The organism is Psychrobacter sp. LV10R520-6 (genome assembly GCF_900182925.1).
Taxonomy (GTDB): domain Bacteria; phylum Pseudomonadota; class Gammaproteobacteria; order Pseudomonadales; family Moraxellaceae; genus Psychrobacter.
Window position 1 is genome coordinate 925,135 of the sequence record NZ_LT900024.1, and the last position, 17,054, is coordinate 942,188.

Genomic DNA, 17,054 nt, shown 5'->3' on the forward strand with positions numbered 1-17,054 from the left:
GTATCGGTTTTTCCAGTTTTGGCATGGATAGCCAAAGTTCCATTATAATAATGCTACGATGTCATTTAACAAGGTTGTATTGCACTATATTTCATTTCGTTGTATTTCGTTTACGCTAAGGATAGCCACTATGAGCGAGCAAGCCACCAATCAAGTCTCTAATCAAACCTCTGAAAATACAGTAACCGCTAAGCAAACGCCCACCTTTGCTGATATTTATCAGTCATCTATCAATGATCGCGAGCAGTTCTGGGCAGAGCAAGCGAAGCGTATCTACTGGCATAAAGAGCCGGAGCAAATCCTTGATGACAGTAATTTGCCGTTTGCTAAGTGGTTCGTTGGCGGTGAGACCAATCTTTGCTATAACTGTGTCGATCGCCATCTGCCTGATCGTGCTGAGCAAGATGCTTTTATTTGGCTGTCCTCAGAAATCAATCAAGAATTAACGGAAACCTACCCAGCCGTGATCGATGCCTTTAGCGATTTAGGCAATAACGTTGAGTTTTATACCGACTATACCAAGCGCCGTCTGACTTATAACGACCTATATAAAGAAGTTAATTATTTTGCTGATGTGCTTCAGCGTCACGGTGTCGGGCAAGGCGATCGAGTCATCATTTATATGCCGATGATTTTGGAAGCGGCTTATGCCATGCTAGCTTGTGCGCGTATTGGTGCCATCCATTCGGTGGTATTTGGCGGCTTTGCGGCCCATAATTTAGCGATACGTATGGATGATGCCGAGGCAAAAATGGTCATCACCGTGGATGCTGGTCTACGCGGTGGTAAAGTTATTAATTATAAAAGTCTGGTTAATCAAGGGATTGAGCAAGCAACCGTTAAGCCTGAACATGTGCTGGTCGTTGATCGCGGTATTTTACCTTTTAAACCGCAGGCATTAGATGTTGACTATGCGACTGAGCGCCGTGTTAGCTGCGAGGCCAATGCCATCGTCGATCCGGTGTGGCTAGAGTCTAATACCCCATCGTATTTACTTTATACTTCCGGTACGACCGGTACGCCAAAAGGGGTACAGCGTGATACAGGCGGTCATGCCGTGGCGCTGACTACTTCTATGGACTATATCTATGATGGTAAGGCCGGCGAAACCTTTTGGGCGATATCGGATATCGGCTGGGCAGTGGGTCACTCTTATACTATTTATGCACCGCTATTAGCAGGTATGACCAGCGTCATGTATGAAGGGCTACCGCATCGTCCGAATCCGGGTATCTGGTGGCGCATTGTTGAGGCCAATAAGGTCAATATCTTATTTACCGCCCCCACTGGCGTGCGCATGCTCAAAAAGCAGGATGAGACCTGGATGACGCGCTACGATGTCTCCAGTCTCAAGTCCTTCTTTTTAGCTGGCGAGCCCCTTGATCAGTCCACAGCAGATTGGTTAAAAAAGCATCTGGGCGTACCAATTTTGGACCATTATTGGCAAACCGAGTCGGGCTGGCCGATCTTAAGTAATACGCCGAAGTTTAACCATAAACCGCATAAACAAGGTTCGCCTGGTTATCCGATGTATGGCTATGATGCACATGTTATTAATGAGGAAACTGGTGAGCGTTGCGCTGCGGGCGAAAAGGGCTTGCTGGCCATTACTGCACCGTTACCACCAGGCTGCTTAACCACCGTTTGGCGTAATGATGAGCGCTTTATTGACAGCTACTTTAGCTTGTCTGATGGCAATGAGTACTCTACTTCAGACTATGCGGTGACTGATGAGGACGGCTACTTTTATATTTTAGGTCGTACCGATGATGTCATCAATGTCGCCGGTCATCGTATTGGTACCCAAGAAATCGAAGAGGCCATCAGTACCCATCCAGAAATGGCAGAGTGCGCGGTTGTGGGTATTCATGATGAACTCAAAGGCGAGTTACCCATCGCGTTTTGTGTACTCAGAGATCATGAACAAGTGGCAACGACCGAAAGTCGCTTTCGCCTTGAGCAGCAGATTATTGGCGCAGTGGTTAAGTCTCTTGGCGGTATTGCGCGTCCAGCGGCGGTATATTTTCCACAAGCACTACCGAAAACCCGTTCCGGTAAAATCCTACGCCGTGCTATCCGAGCCTTGGCAGAAGGCAAGGCCACAGGTGATATGTCAACTCTTGATAACCCAACCGCCATTGATGCGGTCAAGCAGTCTATGAAAGATTATTAATAACCCCACTCTCAACTATCATAATTTTTGGCGTAGGCTGTGGCTTTAGCCCAGCGTTTTTGGCAAATGGTTACGATTGACTGGGCTAAAAGCACCAGCCTACGATAGCCCCTATTAAGTTGAGAGTCGCGTATTAATAATGAATACTTATCCTAACGATTAACAGTAAACATCTAAGCTCATGGGCAACCATGGGCTTTTTTATTAGCTTAATATTTTTTGACGTAGTTCACTTCAAATAAATTAGCCACTCTGTTGATAACAACATTGATAGCAACGTTGCTATTTATAAATGATCTACTTTACTAAAACTTTAATAAAGCACTTGACCCTAAAATTGTTTTATTGTTATAGTCAATAACGATACGTATTAAATCATTTTAAATATAGTTGATAATAAGAAAATCAGTTGTTAATAAATGATGTTTTACTCACCTTTTAATGAATAAAGAAACTGCCCTATAAGCGAAGTAGCTTAGCGGCAGTCTCGCAGACAAGATAAGGATATCTTATGCATCACGTCCAGCAACTCATCAATGGTCAATTCACCAAATCAGCCACCAATGAATGGCTTGATATCACTGATCCGGCAACTCAAGAAGTCATCGCCAAGGTGCCGCAAACCACCAACGATGAGATTAATCAAGCAGTCGCCGCCGCCCAAACCGCTTTTCAAACCTGGCGTAAAACACCGATTACCACTCGTGCGCGTATTTTCCTAAGATACCAAGCCCTAATTCGCGAGCATATGGATGAGCTGGCAGAAATCTTAACCGCCGAGCAAGGTAAAACGATTGCCGATGCGCGCGGTGATGTGTTTCGCGGTTTAGAAGTGGTCGAGCATGCGGCCGGTATTGCCAATTTACAAATTGGTGACTATGTCGAAAACGTCGCATCTGGTGTGGATACTTATAGTATCTGGCAACCTCTTGGCGTCTGCGCAGGTATCACTCCGTTTAACTTCCCAGCGATGATTCCGCTATGGATGTTCCCAATGGCCATAGCCACTGGTAATACTTTTATTTTAAAACCTTCTGAGCAAGATCCGATGGTTACCATGCGTTTGGTAGAGCTGGCAGTAGAAGCGGGCGTTCCTGAAGGTGTACTGAACGTTGTACATGGTGGCAAGGACACGGTCGATGCTATCTGTGATCATCCTGATATTAAAGCAGTCTCTTTTGTAGGCTCTACTGCTGTTGGTAAGCATGTCTATGAGCGCGCTAGCCAATCAGGCAAACGTGCGCAGTGCATGATGGGTGCCAAGAACCATGCGGTTATCCTTCCTGATGCTAATAAAGAACAAACCCTCAATCAATTGGCAGGCGCCGCATTTGGCGCTGCTGGTCAACGTTGTATGGCACTATCGGTAGTGGTGTTAGTCGGCGAGGCTGGCGAATGGGTTGACGAGATTAAAGCAAAAGCCGAAGGCTTAGTAGTCTCCGCCGGCAAGCATGATAAAGACTTAGGGCCACTGATATCACCTGCTGCCAAAGAGCGCGTTGAGCATCTGATTGCCACTGGCGTAGAGGAAGGCGCAAGCTTACTGCTTGATGGCCGAGGTCTTACCGTCGAAGGCTTTGAGAAAGGTAACTTCGTTGGCCCAACTATCTTTGATAACGTCACTAACGATATGCAAATCTATCAACAAGAAATATTTGGCCCGGTACTATGCATCATGCGTGCCGATAGCCTGGATGACGCAATAGAGCTGCTTAATGCCAATCCGAATGGTAATGGCACGGCTATCTTTACTCAATCAGGAGCCGCTGCGCATAAATTCCAACAAGACATCATGGTTGGTCAAATCGGGATTAATTTACCGATTCCTGTGCCACTACCGATGTTCTCTTTCTCAGGCTCACGTGGTAGTAAGCTTGGCGCTCTCGGCCCTTATGGCAAGCAGGCAGTACAGTTTTATACCCAAACTAAGACCGTAACGGCGCGCTGGTTTGACGATGAGGCAAGCCGCGGTGTGAATACCACGATCTCAATATAGGTGTTAATCAAATATATTTGCGGTACAGTATCAACCTCGCTTACTATGTTAACTTTGATACGTTAGCTACTATCTGAGTTTGATTTCCTCGTACTGCTTTTATATCAAAGTAACGATGTATTATACTTAGCCTTCTACTTATGTACTGTGCCTATAGCACAAGGATAACCTCATGGATTTTTCATTAACCGACGATCAAGTTGCCTTTAGACAGACCGCCCGACAGTTTTCTTTAAAAGAGCTTAAGCCCAACGCTGCTGAGTGGGACCGCACCTCGCACTTCCCAGTCGATGTGATTAAAAAAACTGGGGAGCTTGGTTTTTTAGGGCTATATACCAATCCAGAGTACGGTGGCTTAGGGCTACCGCGTCTAGATTCCGCTATTGTTTTTGAGGAACTGGCATGGGGTGATACTTCCGTAGCTTCTTATATGAGTATCCATAATATGGTGTCATGGATGATCGGTGAGTACGGCAGCGCAGAATTATGCCAGCAATATACACCCAAAATGGTCAGCGGTGAGTGGCTGGGCAGTTATTGTCTAACCGAAGCTGGCGCCGGTTCTGATGCGGCCTCTTTGCGTACCAAAGCAGACAAGCAAGGCGATCATTATGTACTAAACGGTGAAAAAGCATTTATCTCAGGCGCTGGCGAGACCGATGTATTGGTAGTCATGGCACGTACGGGTGATAGTGGACCAAAGGGTGTCTCAGCATTCGTGGTCGATGCGCATAGCGAAGGCATCGAATACGGTAAAAACGAGCACAAAATGGGCTGGAAAGCACAGCCAACGCGCACTATCAGTTTTAAAGATGTCAAAGTACCCGCGTCCAATTTGATAGGCGAGGAAGGCCAAGGCTTTCGTATTGCTATGAAAGGCCTTGATGGCGGGCGTATTAATATTGGTATTTGTGCGGTAGGTACGGCACAAGCAGCGCTTGAGACCGCGACCGATTATGTCAAAGAACGCAGCCAGTTTGGCAGCCCGATTGCCGAGCTACAGTCGGTACAGTTTAAGCTTGCCGATATGCTCACTCAAACGATTACCGCACGCCAAATGCTATATCTAGCGTCCAGCAAAGTTGATCAAAACGATCCGCAAGCCTCGGCCTATTGTGCCATGGCTAAGCGTTTATCAACCGATCTTAGCTTTGATGTCGCAAACGAAGCCTTACAGCTACATGGTGGCTATGGTTACCTGAATGAATACCCACTTGAGCGTCATGTTCGCGATTTGCGTGTCCATCAAATATTAGAAGGCACCAATGAAATCATGCGGGTGATTATCTCACGTCAGCTGTTACAAGACGATGCACTCAGCAATTTACGCTAATATTTAACAGCTAATATCCAGTATCTGATGTTATATATTTACGGATAGTATTATAAAAATAGCAATCAAAAATAAAGGATTATTTATGACGGACTATACTAATTTGAATTTATCAATTGATGGCCATGTTGCCACTTTGACACTGAATAACCCGCCTGCACATACTTGGACAATGGACAGTCTTCAAGCGCTTAAGCAGTTGATGAGTGACCTCAATGCTAATGATGAAGTTTATGCGTTAATCATTCATGGCGATGGCGAGAAGTTCTTTTCAGCTGGTGCGGATCTCAATAACTTTTCTGATGGTGATAAAGGTCGCGCAGTCAGTATGGCGATTGCTTTTGGTGAGGCCTTTGAAGCCTTGTCGGCTTATCGCGGGGTCAGTATCGCAGTCATTAACGGCTATGCCATGGGCGGCGGACTTGAATGTGCGTTAGCTTGTGATATTCGTATCGCTGAAGATCATGCACAAATGGCATTACCAGAGACGGGTGTTGGTTTATTGCCTTGCGCTGGTGGCACTCAAAACTTAGCATGGCTGGTCGGTGAAGGTTGGGCAAAACGCATGATACTGTGCGGTGAGCGGATAGACTCAGCGACTGCGCTGCGTATTGGTTTGGTTGAAGAAGTGGTTGATAAAGGTAAAGGTCTGGAAGCGGCACAAGCTTTGGCACAAAAAGCGGCTAAGCAGTCACCAGTTGCTGTCAGTCATTCTAAGAAATTGATCCAAGCCGCTAGGTATACGCCGCCAGCGCAAAACCTTGTTAAAGAGCGCGAAGCGTTTGTTAAGTTATTCGATACTATGGATCAACGAGAAGGGGTTCAAGCCTTTTTAGACAAACGCGCGCCCAATTGGCAAAATAAGTAGCATCCGTTTGTAAACATTTAACACAGCAATATTTTTTGATTGTTCATTATTGATAGGTCACTACTATGACAGCAGCCGACAATACCAAGCAAACCACGCAAGAACCATCCACAGCGCCAGAAGCGCCAGTTCTCTTTAATGCCGAAGCGACTGATTGCGGACATCTCATTGGGATCATGACCTTAAATACGCCTAAGTCTTTAAATGCTTTGAGTGTTGAAATGTGTCAATTATTATCGCATCAACTTGAGCAGTGGCAAAACGATGAACAAGTGGTGGCAATATTATTAAAAGGGGCAGGCGATAAGGCATTTTGTGCGGGCGGTGACATCCGTAAGCTTTATGACAGTATGTCGCAAACCGCGCCACTACCGAACCCTTATGCAACCGAGTTCTTTAGTCATGAGTACCGTCTATACCGCCAAATGCATTTTTATACTAAGCCATTAATATTATGGGGTGACGGCATTATTATGGGCGGTGGCATGGGCATGATGTCAGGTTGTAGCCATCGCTTAGTCACTGAACGTACCCGTTTTGCGATGCCTGAGGTCACTATTGGCTTGTTTCCTGATGCCTCCGGCAGCTGGTTCTTGCAACGTATACCGGCCAAGATGGGTTTGTTTTTGGGCCTGACTGGCGCGCAGTGTAATGGTAATGATGCACTACTGGCCAATCTTGCCGAATATGCGGTAGCCAGCAGTGACTACGATGCCATTATACAACGTTTAATCCAGAGCAATTGGCAAGCGGCGGTTGATACCAATCAAGCTGATACCGCGTATAGCATTACCAGCCATGCGTTGGCCTCCCAACCAAGAGCGGACCTTCCCGGTAGTAAGTTGGCGTTATATTGGCAGCCTATTCAGAAGCTGATGACTAGCGGCGGCTTGGCAGATATTGATGCCATGATGCGCGATGATGAGGCGCTAATGCAACTTGATGCTGATTTTGCTCAGGATAGCTGGACGCAACGGGCGGTGGCTACCTATCGCCAAGGCTGTCCGGTGACTGTAGCTTTAACCTATGCGCTATTCCATAAAGTCGCTGAACTTTCAATAGAGCAAGTCTTATATCTAGAGACTAATGTTGCTGTACATTGTGCCGCGAACCCTGACTTTAAAGAAGGCGTGCGTGCCTTACTTATGGATAAAGATAAAAATCCACAGTGGTCGCGCTCATTAGCAGAATGCTTGAGCGTAGAAGGGCGCGAGTATATTGAGCAGCATTTTGTTAACCCTTATCCTGAAGGTGAACATCCGCTCTCTGACTGGTTAGGCGCTGAGTCATTGGCTGTGCAGTGTGTGCGTTAGATATCAAGGTGTACGCTAGATATCAAAGTGTACGCTAAATACAGACATATCAATGATAGCGTTATGAATTTAATAAAATAAAGTAGTCCCTTTTACCCTTTAATAGCTTTTACTATTCAGTACAGACAAGCAGTGCTGACCACCTAATCATCAAGGAGTGATGAGATGAGCGCAACGAAAACGGCAAAAAAGAACGATGATAGCAGTGCCACAGGTAACGAAGGCACTAAGCCTAATATTGCCTTTATCGGTCTTGGTAATATGGGTGCGCCAATGGCAGAGAATCTGCTCAAGGCGGGCTATACACTAAGTGTGTTTGATTTATCTGATGCCGCGACGCAGCGATTACAGCAAGCAGGCGCACGCGTCGCCGATAGCCCCAAGGCCGCAGCTGCTGATGCTCAAGTGGTTATCAGTATGTTGCCCGCTGGCAAGCACGTACATTCTGTTTATTTAGGGAAGGATGGTTCAGATGCGGCAGATGGCGCAGCAACAAGTGGTTTGTTATCGGACTTGCCGAAAGGCACCCTAGTCATCGATAGCAGCACCATTGCTGCAGAGGATGCTCGTGTGGTCGCGGACGCTGCTACTAAGTTGGGCGTTGATTTCTTGGATGCCCCGGTTTCCGGTGGCACAGGCGGCGCTATTGCGGGCAGCTTAACCTTTATCGTTGGCGGTAGCGCTGAGGCATTTGCGAAAGCTGAGCCGATATTAGCGATAATGGGTAAGAATGTCTTTCATGCTGGTGATCATGGTGCCGGACAAGTAGCGAAGATATGTAATAACATGCTACTCGGTATTTTGATGGCTGGAACCGCAGAGGCAATCAGCTTGGGTGTCAAGAATGGTCTAGACCCTAAAGTATTGTCAGATATTATGCTACAAAGCTCAGGACGTAACTGGACGCTAGAGGTTTATAACCCTTATCCGCAAGTGATGGATAATGTGCCGTCAAGCAATGGTTACCAAGGCGGCTTTATGAGTAAACTGATGCAAAAAGATCTCAATCTTGCGATGAAAAACGCACAAGATACTGAGGTCGATACGCCGATGGGTGCTAAGGCGGCTGAGTTGTATAATGAGCATGCTGTTGAGTATGGTGATAAAGATTTTTCGAGCATTATGGCGCGTCATGACCGTTCAGTATTACCTACGTAACAGAGTGGTTTTTTTAATCAACGTTAGCATTAAAGTAAATGAGCTTTAAAAACTTCAAAAAAGTCCGCCTGCGCTACAGCCTTAATAAGGTTAATAGAGCAGGCGGACTTTTTATAATTAGGATCGGTTTGTTATTTTAGCCTATCACTTAACATTTAATTCTGTAATTCATAAACCAATGTTTGAATGTCTTGCGCGGCGGTACGTAAGCGCGGCACATGTGTTAGTAGCTCGTCTAAAGACACCCGTATCGTCGGGGCATGCAAATACAGCGATGCCAAATAGCGTGACTTTTTATCTAATATAGGTACTGCCACTGCCACCATCTCAGAGATGAACTCTTCGTTATCAATACCTATACCCGTTTTGGCGATGTGATCAAGCTCAGCATTTAAGGTATCAATATCAACAATCGTATTTTTGGTGAATTTACTGAGCGGTAAGCTCTGTAGCATTTTACGGCGATTGGATATGGGCAATTGGCTAAGATAGAGCTTACCAGTGGCTGTACACCACATCGGCGATTTCGCCCCCACTGGCAAATAAATCTGTAATGGCAAGGTTGTCTGTGCACGGTTGGTATAGATCATATCCATATGGTAAGGAATGCCAATACCACAAGTCTCCTTAGTTTCATCAACCAGCTTTTGCAAAATCATTTGTCGCTCATTAAAGAATAGCCGCTGCTGCCAAAGCTCGACGCTTAGATTGCGTACCCGCTTACCCGGAATGATACCGCCACCAATCTCAACCGCTACAAACCCTTCATCAACTAAGTTTTGAATTAACCGATGGATGGTTGGCTTCGGAATCTCAAGCGTTTGTGATAGCTCAAGCGGTGAGATGGGTTTTGAGGCATAGGTCACCGCTTCTATAATCTCTAACACACGGGTAATTGATGATACTTTAGGCATATAAACAGCTCAATAAGAATAAAAAGAGAAAAGCGGAAAACAGTGACAGGCAATAAACAATGAACTAATGACTATTAAGAATTAGCGTTTAAAAGCCAATGTTGAAAAATAAGCATGATTGAACAGCTATTATAAGAATAAAATGCTAATAGTTAGTTTAGCATAATGTGAACTTCAGCATCCTATTCAGTATAACTAAACTATAGTGTGTATTGGGTGGTTATAGTGCTATTGCTGCGATTGGCGAAGTTTGTTTCTATCAGCAACCAATGATACATCAACTCACAAACCACAACAAACTGTAATAATAAGCCATATAACTGTCATTGAGTAATTTTAAGGGTTACGTCATTATGATGACATGTTTTGTAATACCCTTACATGAACATTAAGATTTTTGATGTTCATGTTTACGCTGTTTAGTTACTTTGAGAGTATTCTGTAACTAAAAAACAGTTTTTTACAGATTGGTGTAGCAATTATTACAATACCTACGCAATCTTTACATAATAGCAAACAAAAAACGCGTCCATAGGGGTGACTTTTTGAGCCAAAATTTTTTTAATCTGCTCATTAAAATGATGGTTCTAAAAAATCTAAATTATCATTTTTATGGGCGAGTTATTTCACATATTTTAGGAGAGTAATTATGAAGCTTATCAAATTAACTGCACTATCTGCCGCTGTTCTAGCGTCAACTGCTGCTCTAGCAGCTGATCCTATCATTGTTGTTGACAATGATAATGCAATGTCATACGAAGCGGCTCCTGCTAGCCAATATAACAGCGATGCGGGTATTATCCGTAATACCACTGGTGCTATTTTTGGTGGTACTAAGACTCTATTCAATACAGCGATCCATCCAGCATCTGTTAGCGCTGAAGTGGGTACACTAGGTTATGGTGCTAGCGTCGGTTATTCACTTAACGACAAAGTTGAACTACAAGCCGGTTGGGCAGGTGGCGACGTAGCTGATCTGTTCGGCGGTGATTTCGACGTTAATGATGTCAATTATGATGTTGATTCTGATTTCAGCAACCCATACATGGGTGTGCAACTACGTCCTGCAGCTAACTGGTTCACTGTGGGTGCTGGTATTATCGTGCCTGATAATGATCTGGATGTAACTTCTAATCCTAATGGTGGTGTATATAAAATCGATGACGTTGAATATAACGCTAATGACGTAGGTACTCTACAAGGTAGTCTAGAGCATCGTAACAAGTTAGCCCCTTATGCTACTATTGGTTTCCGTCCAAATATTGGTAACAACTGGGGTGTATTCGGCGAAATCGGTGCTGCTTATCTAGGCAAAACCGACGCCACAGTTCGCTCAAACGGTACATCTACTAACGTAGGTGTAAAAGGCAGCAACTTAGGATCAGGTAAAACCTCTGCTCAAGTAGCGGCAGAAGCTCAAAATGAGCTAGAAGACGAAAACTACATCGAGTGGTTACCAATTGTCAAACTAGGCGCAACTTACCGCTTCTAATTTACAGAAGTCATTAGATTCTGTAAATAGTTCAGTAAGCTAAAAAAGAACGGCCTTCGGGCCGTTTTTTTATGTGCAAAATAAAGTCCTAATCAAATAAAAATATTAGGTAGCACAGGCCTTTAAAAAACAATAATCGTTTGTTGAAAAGGTAAAATGGCAATTTGATAACCTGTTTTGCTAGTGTTAATTATGATGGGTGAATGGCTTTCTTGAATAAAACTATTCATCAGCGCAGGAATAAGAGACGTATAGTCCATTCCTAAGCCTTGCGCCAATTTATAGTGATATACCTTAATAAAGCTCTCTTTGATTTGCCATAAATATTTAGAAATAGCGATTCGTTGTTCTATAGATAACTCAGCTAAAATAGCAATTTCAGAGGGATGATAAAAACGCTGAGCTACCTGCCATGCAACATCTTGGGTTTCAATATCGATGCCAACCGGGCGTCGGTGACTAATAACGACAGCGACCTTGTCATTTAGCCGACTGTTCCCTGAATGACTGAAGCACACATAATATCTGTTATTTTCAAGTCGGTAAGGGAATTGGGAGTCATCTAACGTGTCAATGATAGCGAGCTTAGAGAGTAGGTCTTGCAGCAGCAGGCGAACACCATTACGTTGTTGTTGTCGCTTATTGGCTGCATTTTTTATCGCTGACAATGAGGTCTGAAAAGGGCAGTGTCGCCAATAGAAAGAATGGAGCTTAATAGGGTAGGAGCATAATATATTTGATGCTAATGGCTGCTGTGGTTTAGACCCTAGTCTCAGCGGTAACTGTGAACTGACTTGCGCAGTTACGCACCAGGTTGTAGGGTCAAGCTGGGTATAGTGGATATGACGTAAGGTCAAATTTTGCATAAGTTGTTTATATGAGTAACTATAAGAATTGTTGAGAAAGAGTTGTTGGTAGCTTCATTATTTCATTACGTATAGTAGACAAACATCAGAGCTTTTAAATATTTTGAATGAGGCTGAGTAAGAGCCAGTTGCTAAGAATAATAACTCATTAAAATTGCCTAACTTAAAAACCCCAGCAATACTTATATTGCTGGGATTTTTTGATCAATATGCATTACTTGTGCTTAATAGCTACAGTCAATGCTAAATAAAAGCGTTCCATAGATAAATGCGTGCCCCTGGTAAAAATTTTCTAGCGTGCTGTGCGCTTCGCCAGACAGAGGCTGCAAAAATTTCTACCAGCGGCACTGTAGCTGTTTTGAAGTGTACCGACTATATTAATAAGACAGCTCAGCACGGCGGTTTTGTGCATAGGCTTCTTCAGTAGTACCGGTAGCAACAGGACGCTCTTCGCCGTAGCTAATCACACGGATATTACTAGCAGATACGCCTTGGGCAGCAAGGTAACCACTGACAGACTGTGCACGGCGCTCTCCCAATGCCATATTGTATTCACGGCTACCGCGCTCATCGGTATTACCAGCGATAAGCACGCCAGCATTTGCGTTTGAGTTTAACAGACTGGCGTGTTGATTCAGTATGCTTGCTGATTGTGAGGTAATCTCGCTGCTATCAAAACCAAAATATACCACAGCTTGTAAATTATCAGCGGCAGTAATAATGGCATTTGGATTATCCACAATAACAGCGCCCGTATATCCTACTTGACCACTTGGAATACCTAAAGGGGCAATGACAACCTCAGAGGTTGCACGCTTGGTAGCACAACCCGTAGTTAGCGCCACAGCACTTGATAATACGGCAAGTGCAGCAATTTTAGCGAAACGATTCTTTGACACAGGGTTAGATAAAACGACTTGAATAGACATGACGAGCTCCTAAATTTTTAAGCAAATTTGTTATTTTTAAACTGAATATAGAATATAGTAAAACTTGGGCAATTCCTACTCATAGTAGAACTAATGTTACGTTATGTAAATAGCATTACTGTAAATGATGTCAAATTTTGTCTATTATTACCCTATACAGTTAGCAATCTATATTAGGTCTGATTATCCTTCTAGTTATAACGCTGTCCAGTGCTTATCATTCAGAGAAGGTTTTGCTTTGTTAGATTATCAATCTAACGAGAATAAAGAGAAAAAACAAGGTTTACTAGCAGGGATCATCAATTAGGGGTCATCAATAAAAATGACTACCATCGATGTTTGTCCCAGTTTTCAGGATTGGCCCAATAATCGGCATTAAGCCAATTTGGCAGTTTTTTATAATCGTATAAATTAAACTGCCAAAGCGTCAATGATTTCGACGATTCCATGGGGTCAGTGGCATTATTTAACATTGCAGGTTGCTCGCTTAAGATATCAAACGGAGTAAAACCATAAGCCCGTAAGTCTATTGTACTGTCAAGGGCGATAAGCAGATGCGTAGCATACAGATCACGATAACCCATCAGTAGCGGAATATACTGCTGTAGTAGCTCCTCTGATAGCGTGGGCAACCAAAAACAGGCAAGCTCATAACGTTCAAGCACAGGTTGTTGAGCAAGGGCTGGCAAGGTGGATAAATGCGAGCTACTCGCCTCACTGTTATTTTTATCATCTGTGTTTTGGGTCAGCTGCGCGCGCCGCGCTAACATCTCAGCTTTGTCTTGTACGACCCACAACAGCTCTGCAGCGTTATCATGCTTATTATTAATCGTGTCTGTATGGTCGCCAGTATCTATCGGTATTTTGGTGATCGATGGCAGTAGTACCTCAACGTAGGCTACCAATAATGGCAAAGTAATATTGGGACAGTTAGTAGGGTGGTTCATCATAAAATAGGCCGTTTATTAAAGGTGGGTCACCAGTAAGTCTATTAAATCATTTTAAGCCTTATAAACCAATTGATAATAGACCTTAATGTTTTTGTCACAATTTTTGTCATACTTTATGGTTGTCGTACCGATATAGGCGATTTACTTTAAAACAGATATAGTGTTGCTGTGAGAAATTAACTTACCCATTTTGTTAGGCACTAACTATATGTGGCTAATAAGTTCGATTTTGTTGACGTTTGCTCTTGAAAATCTCGCAACTTAGGTCAAGGTAGCGAGAAGGCTAACTATAATTAAACTTAACTTATTAGCCAAGTTCATCTACCTTTAATATACTAATATCACCCTTTGTTCATACAAGATAATTCTTTGCTAGTACACAATAATAGGAATAACCATGTCTTTCGCTGAAAACGACGCCCAAATTATCAATCCTGAAATGCCTGATGCACCGCTACATGCTCCTAGTGAAATTAATAATAAAATTAATCTACAAGACTATAAACCCCCCAGCTTTGATGTAGATACGGTTGATTTAGATATCAAACTGTTTGACGACTATGCACAGGTAGACAGTACCCTGAAAATGGTGCGACAGACCACCGGTGATTTGGTGCTTCATGGTGATGAAGAGATGGAGTTGCTGGCGATTATGCTTGATGGTGCACCGCTTGCGCCTGAGCGATACCAGCAAAATGCCGGCAAGCTGACGATTACTGATGCGCCTGATAGCTTGACCTTGCAGCTGCAAGTAAGAATCTGTCCGCAAACCAATACCGCACTAGAAGGACTTTATATGGCAGGCAGTGGTAGCGATACCATGTTTGTCACTCAGTGTGAGCCTGAAGGCTTTCGCAAGATTACCTTTTATCCGGATCGCCCCGATGTGCTCGCGATATTTACCACTCGTATTGAAGCGGATAAACGCTATCCAACACTCTTGGGCAATGGTAACTTAGTCGAGCAGGGCGATGTGCCAGGCACCTCAGACCGCCATTATGCGATTTGGCATGACCCCACTAATAAGCCGAGCTATTTGTTTGCCTGTGTGGTTGCCGATTTGGATGTGCTCACTGACTATCATACTACCAGTGAGGGTCGTGAAGTAACCCTTGAGCTGTATGCCAAATCAACCGACATTGATAAATGTCAGGTCGGTATGCAGGCATTAAAAGATGCGATGGTCTGGGACGAGGTTAATTATGGTCGTGCGTATGATTTAGATCGTTATATGATAGTGGCGGTCAGTCAATTTAATATGGGTGCGATGGAAAATAAAGGCCTTAATATTTTTAATACCGCTTGTGTATTATCAAGTCCAGAGACCACTACTGACTCGCGCAGTTTCAATGTCAAAGCGGTCATTGCCCATGAGTACTTTCATAACTGGACTGGTAACCGTATTACCTGCCGCGATTGGTTTCAATTATGCCTAAAAGAAGGTTTTACCGTTTTTCGCGATCAGTCTTTTTCAGCGGATCAGCAATCCAGTGCGGTACAGCGCATTGATGATGTAGCGACCTTGCGTGCGCATCAGTTTGCAGAAGACGCTGGGCCGCTGGCACATCCGGTACGTCCTGAGAGCTTTGTTGAGATTAATAATTTTTATACCACGACCGTATATGAGAAGGGCGCAGAAATTGTGCGTATGCTGGCCAATACTTTAGGGCCAGACAACTTCCGTAAAGGCACGGATGAGTACTTCCGTCGTTATGATGGACAAGCGGTAACGGTTGAGGACTTCTTATCGGCGCTAAGCATTACTGATAGTAAGATTGAAGATTTTATCGATTGGTATCGTCAGCCGGGAACGCCAATGGTATCTGGTCATCAAGACTATGATAGTGAGACCCAAACTTTAACCATTACTCTAAGTCAGCAGACCCGCCATGTTGCTGGGTTTGATGCGCCAAAGCCGCTACCGATTCCAGTGGCGACTGCGCTGTTTGATAAAGAGACGGGCAGCATTATCACTGAACGGTTGTTAATGTTAGATCAAGCTGAGCAAACCTTTAGCTTTGATAATGTCGCAAGCGAGCCTGTGGTGTCATTACTACGTGATTTTAGTGCACCGGTACAGCTTAATTATGATTATAAAGATGAAGATTTGGCATTTTTATTGACTCATGAGACCAACGGCTTTAACCGCTGGCAAGTGACGCAAATGCTGGTCAATCGTATTTTACTGCCAAGCCAAGGTTCTAAAAGCAGTCCTGAGGTATATCTGCAAGCCTTGGCTAAGACCTTGCCAAAACTGGCCGCTGATGATGCCATGCTGGCAGCGCGCCTGCTTGATATCCCATCGCCACAAGAGCTAGCATCGGCCATTCATAAAAATTATGATCCTGTGCTAATTAAGCAACAACGAGAAGGCTTGTATAAAAAAGTTGCTGATTCGCTAAAAGATCAATGGACCGTATTATATGAGCAGCTACCGCTACAGTCTTATGAAGACAGCTCTGAAGCTCGCGGTACCCGTGCCCTGCGCAACGTAGTGCTAGATATGGCACTAACTGCGAAAGTAGCGGCCGCACCTAAATGGGTGCAACAGCAGTATGACGCCGCAAGTTGTATGACTGAACGTTTTGGTGCCCTAAAAGCCATGGTCAATCATCAAGTTACAGGCGCAGATGCTTATTTGGCCGATTTTTATAAACGCTTTCAAGCCGATGATTTGGTCATTGATTTATGGTTCAGTGTGCAAGCCTCTGCAGACCACGTTAGCACGGATACTATTGAATCCTTGCTTACTCATGATGACTTTGACTGGAATACGCCCAATCGCATACGCTCAGTGATTAGCGCTTTTACCGCGCAGCCAGCAGTGCTATGGACGCCAGAGGGTTTGGATATCTACATTGGTGTGATTAAAAAGTTGGATGAGTCTAATCCAGTCGTCGCTTCACGATTGTTACAAGTGCTGGCACGTTGGTATACTTTGGTTGAGCCCCGTCGTCAAATGGCGCATGATCATCTGCTAGATTTGCAGCAGAACGCCTCTTCTAAACACGTTCTTGAAAGCTTAGATAGTGTGTTGGGTGCAGCAGGGGTATAGACTATAT

12 protein-coding genes are annotated in these 17,054 nt (G+C 44.1%); 8 read left to right on the forward strand and 4 right to left on the reverse strand.

Annotation, left to right across the window (positions count from 1 at the left end):
- The first annotated feature begins 130 nt into the window (after window positions 1-130).
- The 6 genes from U1P77_RS03790 (at window position 131) to mmsB (ending at window position 8,841) form a co-directional block, all read left to right on the forward strand.
- Window positions 131-2,173 (forward strand): propionate--CoA ligase, encoded by a 2,043-nt coding sequence (locus U1P77_RS03790; RefSeq protein ID WP_321156058.1) that lies wholly within the window; start codon window positions 131-133, stop codon window positions 2,171-2,173.
- Window positions 2,174-2,684: 511 nt separating this feature from the next.
- Window positions 2,685-4,169, forward strand: a complete 1,485-nt coding sequence (locus tag U1P77_RS03795) for a CoA-acylating methylmalonate-semialdehyde dehydrogenase (protein ID WP_321156059.1) — start codon at window positions 2,685-2,687, stop codon at window positions 4,167-4,169.
- Window positions 4,170-4,341: 172 nt separating this feature from the next.
- Window positions 4,342-5,502, forward strand: a complete 1,161-nt coding sequence (locus U1P77_RS03800) for an acyl-CoA dehydrogenase family protein (protein ID WP_321156060.1) — start codon at window positions 4,342-4,344, stop codon at window positions 5,500-5,502.
- An 85-nt stretch (window positions 5,503-5,587) separates the two neighbouring features.
- Window positions 5,588-6,370, forward strand: coding sequence for an enoyl-CoA hydratase (locus tag U1P77_RS03805; protein WP_321156061.1), 783 nt, complete (start codon window positions 5,588-5,590; stop codon window positions 6,368-6,370).
- A 65-nt stretch (window positions 6,371-6,435) separates the two neighbouring features.
- On the forward strand, window positions 6,436-7,683 hold the full coding sequence (locus U1P77_RS03810; RefSeq protein WP_321156062.1) for an enoyl-CoA hydratase/isomerase family protein: 1,248 nt from the start codon (window positions 6,436-6,438) through the stop codon (window positions 7,681-7,683).
- A 165-nt stretch (window positions 7,684-7,848) separates the two neighbouring features.
- Window positions 7,849-8,841 carry a 3-hydroxyisobutyrate dehydrogenase gene (gene mmsB / locus U1P77_RS03815; RefSeq protein WP_321156063.1) on the forward strand — a complete coding sequence of 331 codons (993 nt, stop codon included), beginning with the start codon at window positions 7,849-7,851 and terminating at the stop codon, window positions 8,839-8,841.
- A 155-nt stretch (window positions 8,842-8,996) separates the two neighbouring features.
- Here the strand turns inward: mmsB and U1P77_RS03820 are convergent, their stop codons facing one another.
- A complete protein-coding gene (locus tag U1P77_RS03820) occupies window positions 8,997-9,755 on the reverse strand; it encodes an IclR family transcriptional regulator (RefSeq protein ID WP_321156064.1) in 759 nt (252 codons plus the stop codon).
- Between the two features lie 649 nt (window positions 9,756-10,404).
- Here U1P77_RS03820 and U1P77_RS03825 point away from each other — a divergent pair.
- Window positions 10,405-11,247: a hypothetical protein gene (locus U1P77_RS03825; RefSeq protein ID WP_321156065.1), complete on the forward strand. Its 843-nt coding sequence runs from the start codon at window positions 10,405-10,407 to the stop codon at window positions 11,245-11,247.
- A 122-nt stretch (window positions 11,248-11,369) separates the two neighbouring features.
- On the opposite strand, the gene U1P77_RS03830 is transcribed toward U1P77_RS03825, so the two are convergent.
- The 3 genes from U1P77_RS03830 to U1P77_RS03840 all read right to left on the reverse strand — a co-directional run bounded on the left by U1P77_RS03830 (window position 11,370) and on the right by U1P77_RS03840 (window position 13,992).
- Complete coding sequence (locus U1P77_RS03830) at window positions 11,370-12,113, reverse strand: 4'-phosphopantetheinyl transferase family protein (protein WP_321156066.1); 744 nt, start codon at window positions 12,111-12,113, stop codon at window positions 11,370-11,372.
- A 377-nt stretch (window positions 12,114-12,490) separates the two neighbouring features.
- The gene (gene pal, locus U1P77_RS03835) at window positions 12,491-13,042 is read right to left on the reverse strand and encodes a peptidoglycan-associated lipoprotein Pal (protein WP_321156067.1); all 552 of its coding nucleotides are present in this window, start codon (window positions 13,040-13,042) and stop codon (window positions 12,491-12,493) included.
- Window positions 13,043-13,368: 326 nt separating this feature from the next.
- Window positions 13,369-13,992, reverse strand: a complete 624-nt coding sequence (locus tag U1P77_RS03840; RefSeq protein ID WP_321156068.1) for a DUF6231 family protein — start codon at window positions 13,990-13,992, stop codon at window positions 13,369-13,371.
- A 397-nt stretch (window positions 13,993-14,389) separates the two neighbouring features.
- Between U1P77_RS03840 and pepN the strand changes: the two genes are divergently transcribed.
- On the forward strand, window positions 14,390-17,047 hold the full coding sequence (gene pepN / locus U1P77_RS03845) for an aminopeptidase N (RefSeq protein WP_414479042.1): 2,658 nt from the start codon (window positions 14,390-14,392) through the stop codon (window positions 17,045-17,047).
- The last annotated feature ends 7 nt before the right edge of the window (window positions 17,048-17,054 follow it).

Coding starts and splice junctions, on each gene's coding strand:
- mmsB (WP_321156063.1), top strand. CDS start 7,849: ATGAGCGCAACGAAAACGGCAAAAAAGAACGATGATAGCAGTGCCACA.
- U1P77_RS03805 (WP_321156061.1), top strand. CDS start 5,588: ATGACGGACTATACTAATTTGAATTTATCAATTGATGGCCATGTTGCC.
- pepN (WP_414479042.1), top strand. CDS start 14,390: ATGTCTTTCGCTGAAAACGACGCCCAAATTATCAATCCTGAAATGCCT.
- U1P77_RS03795 (WP_321156059.1), top strand. CDS start 2,685: ATGCATCACGTCCAGCAACTCATCAATGGTCAATTCACCAAATCAGCC.
- U1P77_RS03825 (WP_321156065.1), top strand. CDS start 10,405: ATGAAGCTTATCAAATTAACTGCACTATCTGCCGCTGTTCTAGCGTCA.
- U1P77_RS03790 (WP_321156058.1), top strand. CDS start 131: ATGAGCGAGCAAGCCACCAATCAAGTCTCTAATCAAACCTCTGAAAAT.
- U1P77_RS03830 (WP_321156066.1), bottom strand. CDS start 12,113: ATGCAAAATTTGACCTTACGTCATATCCACTATACCCAGCTTGACCCT.
- U1P77_RS03800 (WP_321156060.1), top strand. CDS start 4,342: ATGGATTTTTCATTAACCGACGATCAAGTTGCCTTTAGACAGACCGCC.
- U1P77_RS03810 (WP_321156062.1), top strand. CDS start 6,436: ATGACAGCAGCCGACAATACCAAGCAAACCACGCAAGAACCATCCACA.
- pal (WP_321156067.1), bottom strand. CDS start 13,042: ATGTCTATTCAAGTCGTTTTATCTAACCCTGTGTCAAAGAATCGTTTC.
- U1P77_RS03820 (WP_321156064.1), bottom strand. CDS start 9,755: ATGCCTAAAGTATCATCAATTACCCGTGTGTTAGAGATTATAGAAGCG.
- U1P77_RS03840 (WP_321156068.1), bottom strand. CDS start 13,992: ATGATGAACCACCCTACTAACTGTCCCAATATTACTTTGCCATTATTG.